Origin of the sequence: Enteractinococcus coprophilus (assembly GCF_006716305.1) — a bacterium.
In the GTDB taxonomy this organism is placed as follows: Bacteria; Actinomycetota; Actinomycetes; order Actinomycetales; family Micrococcaceae; genus Yaniella; species Yaniella coprophila.
In genome coordinates, this window is sequence record NZ_VFOU01000005.1 from 1 (window position 1) to 15,656 (window position 15,656).

A 15,656-nucleotide genomic window follows, 5' to 3' on the forward strand; every position below is an offset into this window, starting at 1 on the left:
TGATCCGTCGGCAGCACCCGACTTTGATTTCTACGTTCTGACCGGTTCGATTGTGTACAACGCTGGCATCGACGCCTCGACCGCACTGGAAACCGAAGATATCCTGGACCACCTGGTTTTGAAAGCCGTGGTAAAAGAAGAAAATCAGGACACCGAATGGGCACAGGCCGTCGTCGACGCCTATCACTCAGACGAATTCAAAACCTACCTCGATGAAAACAACGATGGTCTCTGGTGGATTCCTGAAGAACTTCAGTAAGCCCAACTGATACCAACTCCTGTCTAACGGCGGGTGACCAGCACACAGTGCAGGGTCACCCGCCGTTTGACCAATTGCGACCCCAAAGCACTTCTCAAAGATCCGATCAGTAACCTCGTGTGACGTAGCTCAATGAAAAACGTGCTGAGAATGTGATGGTCTTGCGCCCGGTGTAAGCCTGCTCATGAAGGTGAGATAACCCCACTGTGCTCCCGAAGCAGCGGTGAAGTTGGTTGTCCCCATGCGCCGATCATTTCTACAGCCAGAATGATCACTACTTTTTCAACCGACAAAAGCGAAATGTTCCAAGAACTCTAGAATCCGGTCGTGTGCGCTTCTAATGTTGGGTGTGCCAGAAACACTTCTGGCGTATTCAACCTCTTGATGAAGAATGGGATCGGCACGATGGCAGATCTGCTACCGGAACACCCGGATTTCCTCTGGCGCAATCCACGTCTGAAATCTTCGTATGACGTCGTGATCGTTGGTGCCGGCGGGCACGGACTGGCAACCGCCTACTACCTGGCCAAAGAGCACGGCATCACCAACGTCGCAGTGATCGACAAGGGCTGGCTGGGTGGCGGCAACATGGCCCGCAACACCACCATCATTCGCTCCAACTACATGCTGGATAAATCCACCCGCTTCTTTGATCGCTCCCTACAGATGTGGGAAGGCCTGGATGAAGAGCTCGAGTACGACTTTTTGTTCTCCCAGCGCGGTCTGATCACCCTGGCCCACACCGACGCCGAAGTCCGCGAATCGATTCGCCGGGTGGAATCGAACGTGCTCAATGGAGCAGACGCCGAGTGGCTGACCCCGCAAGAAGTCAAAGAGCTACTACCGATCGTCAATATTTCCGATGCCATCCGCCACCCGGTGATGGGTGCGACCTATCAGGCGCGTGCTGCGATCGCCAAGCACGATCACGTCGCTTGGGCTTATGCCCGCAAAGCTTCTGCGATGGGCGTCGATATTATCCAGAACACCGAGGTCACTGGATTTCTCAAAGACGGCGACAAAGTCATCGGCGTAGAAACCACCCGCGGCAATATCGCCACCGAAAAGGTCGGCATCGCCGTCGCCGGGCACTCATCTTTGCTGGCCGAAAAGGCCGGCTTCCAGGTTCCGATTCAGTCCCGAACCCTGCAAGCTCTGGTCTCGGAATTATTTGAACCGGTGCACCCGATGATTCTGACCTCGCACCACATTCACGTCTATGTGTCCCAAGCACACAAGGGCGAACTGGTCATGGGTGCCAACACCGACCCCTACACTGCCTATGGTGCACGCGGTGGCTTCCACACGATTGAACGCCAGCTGGCCGCAGCAGTCGAACTGGTCCCAATTTTTGCCCGGGCGCATCTGATTCGCGTCTGGGGCGGCGTCGTCGATATTTCCCCGGATTCGACCCCGATCATCGGCAAGACGCCGGTCGAGGGTATCTACATCAACTGCGGTTGGGGATCCGGCGGTTTCAAGGGCACCCCGATTGGTGGCTACACGCTGGCGCACACGATTGCCCATGACGAACCGCACGAATATAACAAACACTTTGGTCTTGACCGTTACTACACCGGACACCTGGTCGATGAACACTCGGCTTCCGGTGTACTGCACTAGGAACTCACCACGATGATGCTGATTGATTGCCCGCATTGCGGGTTACGAGATGAAACAGAATTCGAATACGGGTCGCAGGCACACGTGCCGTATCCACAAGATCCACAGGCGCTGACCAATGATGAATGGGCGCAATGGCTGTACTTCCGCGACAACCCGATGGGTTTACGCGCCGAGCGCTGGGTGCATTTGACCGGGTGTCGTAAATGGTTCAACGCGGTGCGCGACACCGTGTCATATGAATTCAAGGCCACCTACCCAGTGGGTACCCCGCGCCCAAATATTCCACCCCACCATGGAGGCATCCGATGACCCCGATTGCAGTAACCACCGGCACCTCGTTCCGGGTGCCAGCAGCGATTGCCCCCGGAGCGGCCATCAACCGCGATGAGACCGTAGAAGTCACGATCGACGGGCACACCATGACCGCCTACCGTGGGGACACCGTAACCTCAGCTTTACTGGCGAATGGCCACCGCAGGGTAGGAGACTCAATTTATCTGGGCCGACCCCGGGGTGTGCTGGCTTGTGGCGTGGAAGAGCCGAACTCGCTGCTGACCGTGACCCGGGCCAAGGCCGAGACGATTTCCGAAACCATGCTGATTGGCCCGACCGTTGAGGTCACGAACAACATGGTCGCCGAGCACGTTCAAGGCATCGGCAAGCTCGCTGAGACCGCCGACCCGGAATACTACGATTACACCTACGAACACCCAGATGTGCTCGTGGTCGGGGCCGGTCCCGCCGGGTTAGCCGCAGCATTGCAGGCCTCCAGGGCCGGAGCGCGCGTGGTGATTTTGGATGAGCGGGCGACCTTTGGTGGCAACCTCGTCGGCACCCCGGATGCTGTGATTGACGGCAAGCCCGTTGAGACCTGGATCGCTGAAACCGTGGCCGAACTGCAGGCGAATGATGACGTGACGCTGCTGAACCGCACCACGGTGTTTGGGGGTTACGAAAACAATTACTTCATGGCCACCCAGCGTCGCACCGACCATCTCGACGATCAGGTACCGTTCGGCGTCTCACGTGAGCGCACTCTGCACCTCCGGGCCAAACAAGTCGTGTTGGCCACCGGCTCGCACGAACGCCCGATCGTGTTCAAAAACAACGATCGTCCCGGCATCATGCTCGCCTCGGGCATCGCCGGGTACTTGAACCGCTACGGTGTGCTGGCCGGCAGTAGCATTGCCCTGTTGACGACTAACGATTCGGTCTACCTGCTGGCTCAGCAGTTGGCAGAGCTGGGGCACCTGGTCGCCGTCATCGACGTGCGCGCTGACCTATCGGAGGCCGCGCTGCAGGCCGTGGCCGCTGGCATTGACGTTATCGCTGGATCGGTGGTCTGCGATACTACCGCCAGCGATCAGGGAGCACTGGCCGGGATCACCGTGGCCGAATACCTGGCCGACGGCGAACTGGGCGCGACCCGACACTTCGAAGTCGACACGCTAGGGGTTTCGGGTGGCTGGTCACCGGTGATCCATCTGCACTCACAACGCCAAGGCAAGGTCGTCTGGGATCACGAGGTCCAGGGTTTTGTGATCGGCCAACCACGCGCCGACTTCCACTACGCCGGATCGGTGACCGGGTCCTTGTCGCTGGGCGAAGCACTGGCCAACGGAGCCAACGCTGGGGCAGCCGCAGCCGATGCAACCGGACACTTCTCATTCGCTACAGAACCTGTGGCCGCTGCCGGCCACCGCGGCCCCGTTGCAGCGCTGCGCATGGTGCCATCACCAGACGGCGAAGACCAAGACGCATACGCGAACCACTTCGTGGATCTACACCGCGACCAGACGGTTCAAGACGTGCTGCGTGCCACCGGTGCCGGGATGTCGTCGGTTGAACACATCAAGCGCTACACCTCGATCTCCACGGGCAATGACCAAGGCAAAACCGGTGCTGTCAACGCCATTGGGGTGATGTCTGAGATCCTGGATGGTCACACGATGGACGACATCGGGACCACGACCTTCCGTGCCCCGTATTCACCGATCTCCTATGTGGGCCTGGCCGGTCGTCAGCGCGGCGAACTGTTTGACGCGCTGCGCAAGACCGCCATGGACCGGGCTCATGAAGCACTCGACGCCGTCTTTGAGATGGCAGGGGAGTGGCGTCGCGCCAGCTACTACCCGCGTGCAGGCGAAACCAAAGCCCAAGCGATTCGTCGCGAAACCATCGCGGCCCGTAACGGTGTGGGTATGATCGACTCCTCAACCCTGGGCAAGATTGAAGTTCGTGGCAAAGACTCCGCGGAATTCCTCAACCGGATCTATACCAACGGTTTTCTAAAGCTCAAAGTTGGCCGCGGCCGCTACGGGGTTATGACCGGCGTCGATGGCAAAGTCTTTGACGACGGTGTCACCCTGCGCCTGGCCGAAGACCGCTTCTTCATGCACACCACCTCCGGTGGGGCCCAGCGCGTGTTGAACTGGTTGGAAAACTGGCATCAAACCGAGTGGTCGCACCTGGATGCGACCTTCACGTCGGTCTCGGAACAGTTCGCCACGGTTGCGGTGTCTGGGCCAAAGGCCCGTCGAGTGGTCGAGCAACTGGCCTCCGACGTCGATTTCGCGCCAGAGGCCTTCGAATTCATGGAGTTCCGCGAAACCACGTTAGATAACGGCATCCCTGCCCGCATTTCGCGGATCTCGTTTACCGGGGAGCTGTCCTATGAAATCGCCGTGCCCACCCAATACGGGCGGGCACTGTGGGATGCGGTGGCCCAAGCCGGTGCTGCCTACGACATCACCCCCTACGGGCTGGAGGCCCAGCGCATCCTGCGTGCTGAAAAGGGCTTTGTGATCGTGGGTCAAGATACCGACGGCACCAACTCACCCCAGGACGTCGGCATGGACTGGGTCGTGTCCAAGATCAAGCAAGACTTTTTGGGCAAGCGCTCGTATCAGCTAGATGACTTCCTGCGCGACGACCGGGAAGAGCTCGTTGCGATTATGGCCACCGACAAGAACTCCATGGTGCGCGACGGTGCTGCATTAGTCTCCGCTGAAGATCTCGATGCCCCGCGCCCGGTCTCAACCTCAGGACACGTCACCGGCTATTACGACTCCGCAGCGTTAGACCGCACCTTTGGCCTGGCCTTAGTTCGTGGCGGTTCCAAGCGCATCGGCGAAAAACTCTATGCACCCGCCTACGATCCACCGGTGGAATTTGAAATCACGCCGCTCATCTCATTTGACCCGGAAGGAACCCGTCGCGATGGCGAACGTTAAACCAGATCCCCGCGCGTTGCGCGAATCGCCCCTGCAACACTTGGCCACCGAACTGGAAGCCGCCGAAGCGACCGGGCCACACAATGTGTCCATCCGAGAAGTACCATTTGCGACCATGATCGGCATACGGGCGACGCCCGGTAGTCCCGCTCACGACGCTATTGCAACGGTGCTACCGCACGGGCTGCCCGCTGCCGTGGGGGAGGTTGCAGGCCAACCTGATGCGCTTGGCGTCCTGTGGATTTCGCCGGATGAATTCCTCGCCGTCTCGGTGAACGAACGCCCAGAACTGGTGGCCACGCTCGAGGACGCTTTAGGTCAGGAACGCGGCCACGTCGTTGATTTATCGTCGAACCGTACGATTATCGAACTGTCCGGTCCCGCCGCTCGCCACGTGCTGCGTAAGACGACTCCAACGGATATCCATCCAACGGTGTTTACCGTCAACCGAGCGATCACTACGACCTTGGCCCGCACGCCCGTGTTGTTGTGGCGCACAGAAGATACCACCTGGCGCATCATGCCGCGCGCATCCTTTGCCGAACACATCGCATTCAACCTGATGGACGCGATGCATGAGTTCAACCACGCATTGGTCAGCTGACCTCTGGTCCCTCGACAAGATGCTCGCCCGAAGTCCGCTTCAGGCGGGCATCAGCGTATGTGGATAGTCCATCGGTTTACCGGATCATCTGGAGTACACTGCAGCGATATGGAACGTATCAATGATCAGCTAGTCTCCTGGGCCTCGATTCTTGAAGAAGAAACGCGACAACAAGCGATTACATCTGCCGAGCTCGACTTTATCTATCCGCATATCGCTCTGATGCCTGATGCCCACCTGGGCTACGGTGCGACTGTGGGATCGGTGATTCCTACCTTGGGCGCGGTCATGCCCGCAGCGGTCGGGGTGGACATCGGTTGTGGCATGATCGCGGTCCAAACCCAATTCACGTTCAACGATCTGCCCAAGGACCTCAAGACCCTGCGTGAACAGATCGAACGAGCTATCCCGGTCTCAGCGGGGCAGTACAACCGAAAGATCCTGCCGACTGCCAAGCCACGCATCGACGAACTGGAAACCATGGCCTTGGAGATCGACTTTGATCCCGATGCCTTCGATAAAAACTGGCGGGTCCAGCTGGGTACCCTGGGTGGCGGTAACCACTTCATCGAAGTTTGCCTGGATGACCACGACAACGTCTGGACGTTCCTGCATTCAGGTTCACGTGGTATCGGTAATAAGATCGCAACCCACCACATCGCAATCGCCAAGCGTCTACGTCGTGCAGCCGGTGACACCATGCCCCACGAGGACCTGGCCTGGTTTGAGGAAGGCACCCCAGAATTCGATCAGTACGTCGATCATCTGCACTGGGCGCAACACTTCGCGCTACTGAACCGTGAAGAAATGATGGACCGGGTCAACGAACAGCTCGGCCGCTGGGCAGGGGAGTCGGTGCGGGATATTCAACGGATCAACTCGCACCACAACTTCACCGAGAAAGAAGAACATTTCGGTAAAGAAGTCTGGGTAACTCGTAAGGGTGCGATCCGCGCTCGCAAGGGAGACTTGGCATCGATCCCAGGTTCCATGGGTGCAGCGTCCTACATCGTCGAAGGCAAAGGCAACCCTGATGCGCTGGACTCTGCCCCGCACGGAGCCGGGCGCCAATACTCGCGTCGCGCGGCCCGACGTGCCTTCACGCAAGACGACCTGCGCAAAGCAATGGTGGGGATCGAATACCGTGATACGCATAAATTTATTGATGAAATTCCACAGGCCTATAAGCCGATCGACCGGGTCATGGCGGACTCCACTGAACTGGTGGCAATTCGCCATACGCTGCGCCAAATCGTAAACGTCAAGGGCGACTAGTCCGCATCAGGGATAATAGGGTTTATGTCTTGGATGGATGATAACCCCTTTACCACCGGTTCCCGCACCTATCAGCGGGTGTTGATCACCGGGATGGTCATTCTCGGCGTAGGCTTTCTCTTCGCCATTGTCGGTGGTCTAACATCCACCAGGACCCTGTCACTTATGGCCGTATGGATCATGGGCGCAGGGCTCGTGACCCACGTCATTGCCCAAATGATTCGGTACGCCGGACGCCGCCGAGAGCTGCGTGAAAACCTCGAAGCGGACCGCAAACGTCGCCAACAGCGTGGAAAGGACTAAACATGACTGTTGATATCACCGGCCGAGAATACCCCACGGTTGGCCCGTACCATGTTGGAAGCGAAGAGATTCGTCGCTTCGCAACCGCCGTGAAAAACACTCACCCCTTCCACCACGATGCGCAAGCAGCTCGCGCTGCCGGTCACAAAGACCTGATCGCCCCACCGACATTTCTAGTTTCGATTGCTCAGCGTGCCGAAGCTCGGATGGTCAATGATCCAGAAGCAAAGGTGGACTTCTCGCGCGTCGTCCATGCTGACCAGCGCTTTAGTCATCACCGCAGCGTGGTCGCCGGCGATGAACTCTACGCGACCGCAACCGTCGTATCCGTCAAAGAGCTGGCCGGTAATCGACTAATCACCACCCAGGTCGAGATCACCGCTGCTGAACGGGCGCCGGTTTCGACCATCACCTCGACGTTACTGATTCGCGGATAAGGACCTTCATGATTGCCATCGAAAATCTCACCAAAGGCGAAGTCGTCGCCACCCGCACCATCAACATCAACCGCGCAGACCTCATCCGTTATGCCGGGGCCTCAGGGGATTTCAACCCGATTCACTGGTCAGAAGCCACCGCTCAAGCTGCCGAATTGCCCGGCGTCATCGCCCACGGCATGTTATCTATGGGGCTGGCCGTTGACTTAGTCACCGAGTGGACCAACGATCCAGCCACCATCATTGATTACCAGACACGGTTTTCAGCGATGGTCCCGGTCGAAGAAACCACTCACACTGCTAACCCGGCACGGCCGTTTGACAACCCCAACCCCGGGGCCCAGCTTGATGTCGTAGCAAAAGTCGGTGCGATCAACGAAGAAACCAGGGTCGTTCGCGTGGATCTCACCGTTACGAACCCTCACGATGACAATGCCCGTGTCCTGACCCGCGCACAAGCCCAAGTGCAGCTCTAACCGTATGACGCAAAACTTACTCGCGAACCACACCACCGCCCGCGTCGGAGGCCCAGCGACCACGTGGATCACGGTCACCACCGAAGACCAACTCACCCGCGCCGTCGCCGACACCGATGCAGCCGGTGTACCGCTGTTGGTGGTGGCCGGTGGCTCCAACCTGTTAGTTGCTGATGAGGGCTTTCCTGGCACCGTGGTACAGATCTCAACCGAAGGTGTCGAGATCATCGAGTCCACTGACCATAATGTCCATATTCGTGTGGCAGCCGGACATCAATGGGACGACGTCGTCGCCTGGTCCGTGACCCAAGGGCTCACCGGCATCGAAGCACTCTCCGGGATCCCTGGCTCCACAGGAGCAACCCCGGTACAAAACGTCGGTGCCTACGGTGCGGACATTTCCCAAACCTTGCACAGCATTCGCGTTTGGGATCGCGAAAACCATGAGATCGTAGAGCTGACCGGCGAGGACCTAGACTTTGGATATCGCGACTCGATCATTAAACGCTCGATCGCCTCATCGGCTACCAACTTCCACCAGGCTTCACCGCGTTGGATTGTGCTGACCGTCGATCTGCAGTTGACGAAGACCGGCGAGCTAGCACCCGTCCGCTATACCCAATTGGCACGTGCGCTGAATGTTGAATTGGGTGCCAGCGCTCCACTGCAGCACATTCGTCAAACTGTGCTGGGCTTACGGGCGAGTAAAGGCATGGTGTTAGATCCAACAGACTATGACACGTGGTCGACCGGATCCTTTTTCACCAACCCGATCGTGCCGAATGACGTTGCTGCGACCCTGCCCGATGAGGCTCCGCGGTTTGCCCATCACGAGGCGGGCAATGATGCCGATACCATCAAGCTCTCGGCTGCCTGGTTGATCGATCACGCTGGTTTTCACAAGGGCTTTGGCCTGAATGGGGAGTCCGGGACCGTCGAGGGCAGAGCATCTTTGTCCACCAAACACACGCTTGCTTTGACGAACCGGGGGAGCGCGACCACCCGGGATTTAATCAGGATCGCCAGCTTGGTGCGCAACGGTGTTGCCGAGAAGTGGGGGATCAGACTGGTCCCTGAGCCAGTGTTGATCGGAGTGCAACTCACGGATTAGCAGACGAGACGTTCAACTCGATAGATACGCGAGTTCAGTCTTCGGTCGCGACGTACTCATCTCCGGGGAGGGTTTCTCCGGTTTGGCGCTGCTGGATGTCCTCACGCTTGAGATCTGATGCATTACCGGGTGCACAGTGCGCTACAGCGGTGATGCTATAGGTCTTTCCAGCCGCGTCAGTGTCAAAGCTCGTATTATTGACTGGCCCATCGGTGCCAGAGACGACAGGGTAATCTCCGTGTGCGACAATCCGTGTTGTCATGCCTAGCGGATCCCAATAATCGGCAACGAGTTGGGCGTCCGCGTGAACATCGTCTGAGCGCTCAATCGACCATAAAACAACTGGTAGGCAGCCCCCACGTCACCATTACCCATGGTCCAACTCTGGACTGTTGCTGTGCAGCACCCGAGGATAATTCCCCATGAGGTTGCGTTGGTCCACGAGTCTATGAGCCTCAGGGCATAGAATGTGACAAATATCTGCACTGTACATCCCAGGAGCTTTCATGCCGACGCCCGATGAATCGACCACCCGCCAACCTCAAGGCGCACCCGCCGCGTTACTTAATGGGTTGGCTATCTTAGAGTCGTTTTCGATTCGGCGTCCAGTACTTGGTGTCACCGAAATCTCTGAAATCGTTGGACTGCACAAATCCACGGTGTCTCGCATGCTCAATGGTCTTGCAGAGCTAGGTTATGTTCAGCGTGAGCGCGATGGGGGACGATATCGTCTCGGCTTGAGCGTTCTAGAATTGTCAGCCCCGTTGCTCGCAGATCTTGATATTCGCGACGCCGGCCTGGAACATTTAGAGCGACTGACCGAAATTACCGGCGAGACCTCCGCCCTGGGCGTGTGGAGTGGTACCGGTACCATCGTCGTTGATCAAGTGGCCAGCCCGCACCAAGTCCGTCATACCCAGCCGATTGGTAACCGCTACAACCAATGGAGTTCTTCATCGGTACGGGTCATGCTGGCCTACCAGCCCCTCAAGACAGTCCATGAGCTGATCGATGATGGTTTGATCATTGCGCCGAAGGGCGGGCTGTCCCGCCAACAAATCGAAGAGGACCTTGAAGAAATTCGTCGTACGGGTGTTGCGATGAACAAAGGACACACCACGCCTGAAGAATTTGGGGTGTCCGCAGTGGTGCGTGACCTGCGAGGTGCTGAGATCGGTTGTGTTGTTCTCTCTGCGCCGTCTTCGCGCGTCGAGCTCAATGATTCTGCGGAGAGTCTTCAGGAGGCAGTGCGCAGAACCGCCAATGATATCTCGGCTCGCCTCGGCGCCTCAGTGGTGTCAGAAAATGGTCAGGGGCATGATTCCGAAGAATCACGCCCCTGAGTTCGGTTTATATATGACTGGTTAGACCAGGGTTTTGACTTTGACCGGTTTTGGTTTCGACGGCTTGACCTTGCTATAAGTCGGCAGGACCGGGATAGCGGAAGTAATCGGTTCATCATCCAGCCCGGCGCCCAGTTGGCGTCCGGCGGTCTCAGGCATCATTGTCGTGGCAATGAAGGCGCCGGCTGCCACGATCGTGAGGTAAATGGCAGGGGAGATCGGATTGCCGGTGACGTCGATCAGCCAGGTTGCGATGTATGGTGCGGTACCGCCGAAGATCGCGTAGGACAGGTTATAGGTGATCCCGGAGGCAGTGTAACGAACACGGGTTGGGAAGACTTCGGTCAACAGGACTGCGGTGACCACGTTGGCAGTGACGGCACCAAACATGATCATCAGCTGACCGAGTAGTGCGGTCCCAAATGAGCCGGTCGAGGCAATGATGTAGCCAGGGATCGCTGCAGCACCCAGCATGATGGCCGAAGCGAACATGGTCTTGCGACGTCCAAAGCGGTCACAGATGCGACCGGCCAACGGAGCGGTGCAGGCGGCCATGGTCAACGCAATGACGTTGGAGGCAAGGACAGGCACCGCATCGAGCTGGACGACCTCGCGCAAGAATGTGGTCATGTAGGTCGAGAAGATGTAGAAGCTCAACGCGGTGAGCGAGATGTAGCCGCCCAAGATCATCATTGGACGAGCCTGCGTTTTGATGGTCGAGCGCAGCGGTGCGTGCTCGGTGGTGTCATCCTCTTCAGCGTCTTGGAACATCGGAGATTCGCCGAGTTTGCGACGGATCCAGAAGGCAATGAGGCCCAGTGGCGCGGCAATGAGGAACGGTACGCGCCAGCCCCATTCGTGCATGGCGGCATCTCCGATGCTGGTGGTCAGTACGAAGGAGAGCAGGGCTGCGGCTGCAAAAGCAGTAAATGTTGCGGTTGGCATGGCGGCACCCCACCGGGCGCGCTGATGTGGTGGCGAGTGTTCGATCACGTAGGTGACGGCGCCTGCATATTCACCGCCGGCCGATAGGCCTTGTAGACAGCGAGCGAGGGTCAGCAGGATTGCAGCCCAGATACCAATTTGTTCATAACTTGGTAGCAGGCCGATGGCGGCGGTGGAGCCAGACATCAGAAGGACCGTGGTGATGAGGATGTTCTTACGACCGATGCGATCGCCGAGCATGCCAAAGAACGCTCCGCCTAATGGGCGTAAGGCGAAAGCGACAGCGAAGATGGCGAAAGTCTGCAGGAGTGCTACGGCACCGTTGGAATCGGGGAAGAATACGGTGGCGATAATCGTCGCCATAAAGCCGTAGACTGCGAAGTCAAACCATTCAACCACCGTGCCGGCGAAACCGGCGAAGGTTACTTGACGCAGGGTTTTGACTGAGACTTGCGAAGTGGGGGTAGGTGTTTCGTGAGAGGTTGGGTCGGAAGTCGTCACGGAAGACTCCATTTCTGGTTGGCCGGGTGCACAAAACGTCCAAGCATACCGCATCACAGAGTATGTTCAAGTGTCAGAAGATGGGCGACGCTGCTCGGTATGCGGGGTGCTGGCGCGAGTATTGAGTTGGTGATCTGTACTGACATGATGTTTCAAGTTTCGTTCTGCAACAAAGGATATCTCTTGAGGCTGTGATGTGCGCAACATTTTGTTGCTGTTCTAACAATCTAGTTGTTAGATCAGCAACAGGCAAGAGGTACAGAAGATTTAATTTAAGATCTTCGCATTGTGTCGACGAACGGGTGTTTCAGCGAAAGAACATACTGGTTGGCGTGCTGAACACCAACGCGAGCTCTCACCAGGAGTTTCAGGCATAAGCTCGCGTGAAACGTGCGAGGACTGGAGGAGACTCCGTCCGTACGGAAGCTTCATAGCAATGAATATCGCGGTCGAATCCTTCGACTGCGCCAGGCTCTAATATTTGTGCCATTGGACGTGTGCTCGAAGACAACTCAGCCGTGGTGTGGAGGAGCCGACTATCGGGGTGTGGCGGCTTCTACACGTGGGCGTTCTATGAATTGTGGTTTCCGACGGAAGTACACCTGGCGGCGGATGATCGCTACAACCTCTGCTTGTTCATCAGTGATTTCGACATCGAACCAATGCAAGTATTTATCCCCGTTGGCGGTGCGAGCTTTGATGAGCTCCCAGGTTTCGTCGGCAACCTGCATATCGGCGGTAATTTTTCCTCGTCCTGGTTTCACGAATTTTGCTTCGACCCCGACATCCCACACGAGATACTCTTTACCCAGACCATAGACACCCGCAAACATGAAAAATGGGTCGGTCATGGACAACATGGTGCCACCGAACGCGGTGCCGACGAGGTTTCGGGTGAATACATTGGGCTTGTGTGTGACAATCGAGCGGGATCCATCATCGGCAATGTATTCAGGTTTGATACCGGCACCTAAATATGGCGGCCAGATCCGCATGAATCGCTGCAAGAATTTCGGGCCAATCCGCATCGAAGCATATGTTGGAATCTTGAATTTTGGCAATCGCACAGCACAGCTCCTTGGCTCACAACATGTTGCGATCATTCTAGGTCAGATCTCCAGCCAGGCGTCAGTTGCAGGTACCTTATGGTCCGCGCTACCGTCCCGCTCAGCGTGCTGAACTGTGTCCGGCGTCATTGTGGCTCGTCCCTGAGCTGAGACACCAAGACATTCTGAACTGAGCAGTGTCAGATACTTCTCACAAAATACACGGTGTCGATTCCGTGACCACGGTCGTCAGGTATGCGGTGGGTTTCAGAAAATCCCAATGCCGATAACAACCCAATGTGCGCTGCGTTCGTTGACCAGGTTCGTGTGGCTACGTCTTCGCCCAGTTGTGCGGCTGCTTCCTGAAGGGACCTGTACATTCGTTGGGTGATGCGCTGACCTCGGAAGGCGGGACGAACAATGACTGTGGTGACATAGTGGTACAACGCCGTGGAGTATTCGTAGGGGAGCCTATAGCTGGGGCGAAAGCTCATGAACCCTGCAATAGCCATGCTGGAAGCCTTCGCACGTGCCATGACGACATGCTGATCCTGGAGCGACTCGAAGTACTGTCGAGGTCCTACTGCAGGTGAGACCGGTGCAGGAGTGAAGCTGGTTTGGGTTCCAGATGTTCTTGCCGATAGCGGTGGAATGAATAAGGTATCGGCCTCGACCAAGATCTCCCAAAGCTGTTTTGCAGTCGATGGTTCGATGCCCACTGTCGCCGGGCTAATGGTGATCTGCGGTGTCTTTACGGCTGGATATCCTGCTGTGCGTATCGTTGCTCAACGATGGCGTCGATGATCTCGGCATCTTCCTGCAGGACGTGGTGAATGGCTACGGCCTTAGCCGCGATGTGTGCCCGGTAGATCATCCAGACGGTCACCCCAAGAAAACAGAGGAAGCTTCCAAGAGTGTAAGTTGTCACCAGCGCGGTATCGGACCCGCTCGGAGTTTGCACAAGCCAGACTCCTAGGCCCAGGGATGTGATCGCTAGAAGAAGTAGACACCAACTGTATTTAACAGCAGCCCGATGTCCGGCCTGCCATGCGGTCTGAGAGAATGTGGTGGACCATAGGCGGATCCCCAGTAGATTATTGGGGGTACCGCGCCTGCCGGCATGGCAAGCTGCAACGGCGAGAATCGCACCTTGTAGTAAGCCTGCGGGAAGAAGGAGCATCATGGGGTCCATGCCTGGAGTCTAACCACCCGGGTCTGTGCGATTCCAGAGTTCACACGAACCGAACATTAAGCGCTTGAGCCGCCCATCGTTATGATGGACGGCTCAGAGCTGGTGCCGGTTGCACCGGCTAGTAGTTTTAGAGGTTGCCGGTGGCAATCATCAGCATGCGACGTACCGGTTCTGCAGCACCCCACAGCAACTGGTCACCCACGGTGAATGCCGAGATGTATTCCGGGCCCATGGCGAGTTTGCGAACACGTCCAACGGGGATGTCCATGGTGCCGGTAGCGGCGACCGGAGTGAGTTGTTGCATGGAAGCTTCTTTAGTGTTCGGAACGAACTTGACCCAATCATTGTCGTTGGCCAGAAGCTCTTCAATTTCATCCAGTGGGATGTCTTTGGTGAGCCTGAGGGTTAACGCTTGGGAGTGGGAACGCAGCGCACCGATGCGAACAGTCACCGACTCCAGGGGCATGACGTCATCGCCGGTGCGACCAAGAATCTTGTTGCTCTCGGCCATGCCTTTCCAATCTTCACGCGACATGCCGTTGCCTAGATCCGAATCGATCCAGGGGATCAGTGAACCGGCCAGTGGGGCTCCGAACTGTGAAGTATCCATGGAACCGTCACGCTGTGCGGTGATGACTTTCTCGTCAATATCCAAGATCGCGGAGCTGGGGTTCTGCAAATCTTCAGCAACGATGTCGTGCAGAGTGCCGAAGCCCTTCAGTAGTTCACGCATGTGACGAGCACCGCCGCCGGAAGCAGCCTGGTAAGTCATAGCGGTTCCCCACTCGACCAGACCGTTCCGCATGAGGCCGCCCAGGCCCAGGAGCATGAGCGAGACGGTGCAGTTGCCGCCAACGAATTGATTGATGCCGTTCTTGAGACCGGCTTCAATTTGGTCGCGGTTGACCGGGTCTAGCACGATGATGGATTCATCATCCATGCGCAGTGCCGAGGCGGCGTCGATCCACAAGCCCTTCCAACCGGCAGCACGAAGCTTCGGGTACACCTCGTTGGTGTAATCGCCGCCCTGGGTGGTCAGGATAATCGGTAGCTTCGCGAGCATTTCAATGTCGTGGGCATCCTGCAGTGTCTCTGAAGTGTCGATGCCTGGGAGTTCAGGGACTGGGCCGCCAGCATTGGACGTCGAAAAGAACACAGGGTTGATTTTGGCGAAGTCTTTTTCTTCGACCATTCGCTGCATGAGCACGGATCCGACCATGCCACGCCAACCGATGAGACCAACCGATGGACGGGATGCAGCATCAGCGTACATTGGAGCTTCCGAAACTTGTTGAGTCATAACGT

At 57.3% G+C, this 15,656-nt stretch carries 17 protein-coding genes; 11 read left to right on the plus strand and 6 right to left on the minus strand.

Annotated elements, in window-relative coordinates; genetic code table 11:
• The 10 genes from FB556_RS12895 to FB556_RS12935 form a co-directional block, all read left to right on the plus strand.
• Positions 1–259: MetQ/NlpA family ABC transporter substrate-binding protein (locus tag FB556_RS12895; RefSeq protein WP_211344066.1), on the plus strand; the 259-nt coding region annotated here is incomplete at its 5' end.
• A gap of 405 nt (positions 260–664) precedes the next feature.
• Entirely contained in the window at positions 665–1,882 is a 1,218-nt protein-coding gene (locus tag FB556_RS12900; RefSeq protein WP_141868411.1) for a sarcosine oxidase subunit beta family protein, read from the plus strand.
• 12 nt (positions 1,883–1,894) lie between these two features.
• On the plus strand, positions 1,895–2,194 hold the full coding sequence (locus FB556_RS13450) for a sarcosine oxidase subunit delta (RefSeq protein ID WP_170200477.1): 300 nt from the start codon (positions 1,895–1,897) through the stop codon (positions 2,192–2,194).
• The gene (locus tag FB556_RS12905; protein WP_170200478.1) at positions 2,191–5,118 is read left to right on the plus strand and encodes a 2Fe-2S iron-sulfur cluster-binding protein; all 2,928 of its coding nucleotides are present in this window, start codon (positions 2,191–2,193) and stop codon (positions 5,116–5,118) included. The genes FB556_RS13450 and FB556_RS12905 overlap by 4 nt, the downstream gene beginning before the upstream one ends.
• Positions 5,105–5,722: a sarcosine oxidase subunit gamma gene (locus FB556_RS12910; RefSeq protein ID WP_141868413.1), complete on the plus strand. Its 618-nt coding sequence runs from the start codon at positions 5,105–5,107 to the stop codon at positions 5,720–5,722. Before FB556_RS12905 ends, FB556_RS12910 begins: the two co-directional genes overlap by 14 nt.
• 108 nt (positions 5,723–5,830) lie before the next feature.
• On the plus strand, positions 5,831–6,997 hold the full coding sequence (locus FB556_RS12915; protein ID WP_141868415.1) for an RtcB family protein: 1,167 nt from the start codon (positions 5,831–5,833) through the stop codon (positions 6,995–6,997).
• 24 nt (positions 6,998–7,021) lie between these two features.
• Positions 7,022–7,300 (plus strand): hypothetical protein, encoded by a 279-nt coding sequence (locus FB556_RS12920; RefSeq protein WP_141868417.1) that lies wholly within the window; start codon positions 7,022–7,024, stop codon positions 7,298–7,300.
• Positions 7,301–7,302: 2 nt separating this feature from the next.
• A complete protein-coding gene (locus FB556_RS12925; protein WP_141868418.1) occupies positions 7,303–7,737 on the plus strand; it encodes an FAS1-like dehydratase domain-containing protein in 435 nt (144 codons plus the stop codon).
• Between the two features lie 8 nt (positions 7,738–7,745).
• A complete protein-coding gene (locus FB556_RS12930; RefSeq protein ID WP_141868420.1) occupies positions 7,746–8,213 on the plus strand; it encodes a MaoC/PaaZ C-terminal domain-containing protein in 468 nt (155 codons plus the stop codon).
• Positions 8,214–8,217: 4 nt separating this feature from the next.
• Entirely contained in the window at positions 8,218–9,324 is a 1,107-nt protein-coding gene (locus FB556_RS12935) for a UDP-N-acetylmuramate dehydrogenase (RefSeq protein WP_141868422.1), read from the plus strand.
• Between the two features lie 34 nt (positions 9,325–9,358).
• On the opposite strand, the gene FB556_RS12940 is transcribed toward FB556_RS12935, so the two are convergent.
• A complete protein-coding gene (locus FB556_RS12940) occupies positions 9,359–9,586 on the minus strand; it encodes a hypothetical protein (protein WP_141868424.1) in 228 nt (75 codons plus the stop codon).
• Between the two features lie 244 nt (positions 9,587–9,830).
• On the opposite strand from FB556_RS12940, the gene FB556_RS12945 reads away from it, so the two are divergent.
• Positions 9,831–10,667, plus strand: a complete 837-nt coding sequence (locus tag FB556_RS12945) for an IclR family transcriptional regulator (RefSeq protein ID WP_141868426.1) — start codon at positions 9,831–9,833, stop codon at positions 10,665–10,667.
• Between the two features lie 21 nt (positions 10,668–10,688).
• Here the strand turns inward: FB556_RS12945 and FB556_RS12950 are convergent, their stop codons facing one another.
• The 5 genes from FB556_RS12950 to asd form a co-directional block, all read right to left on the minus strand.
• The gene (locus tag FB556_RS12950) at positions 10,689–12,113 is read right to left on the minus strand and encodes an MFS transporter (protein WP_246057507.1); all 1,425 of its coding nucleotides are present in this window, start codon (positions 12,111–12,113) and stop codon (positions 10,689–10,691) included.
• A 536-nt stretch (positions 12,114–12,649) separates the two neighbouring features.
• Positions 12,650–13,180, minus strand: coding sequence for a DUF4442 domain-containing protein (locus FB556_RS12955; RefSeq protein WP_211344067.1), 531 nt, complete (start codon positions 13,178–13,180; stop codon positions 12,650–12,652).
• 179 nt (positions 13,181–13,359) lie between these two features.
• On the minus strand, positions 13,360–13,878 hold the full coding sequence (locus FB556_RS12960; protein WP_141868428.1) for a GNAT family N-acetyltransferase: 519 nt from the start codon (positions 13,876–13,878) through the stop codon (positions 13,360–13,362).
• 32 nt (positions 13,879–13,910) lie between these two features.
• A complete protein-coding gene (locus FB556_RS12965) occupies positions 13,911–14,120 on the minus strand; it encodes a hypothetical protein (RefSeq protein WP_141868431.1) in 210 nt (69 codons plus the stop codon).
• Positions 14,121–14,478: 358 nt separating this feature from the next.
• Complete coding sequence (gene asd, locus FB556_RS12970; protein WP_246057509.1) at positions 14,479–15,651, minus strand: aspartate-semialdehyde dehydrogenase; 1,173 nt, start codon at positions 15,649–15,651, stop codon at positions 14,479–14,481.
• Between the last annotated feature and the right edge of the window lie 5 nt (positions 15,652–15,656).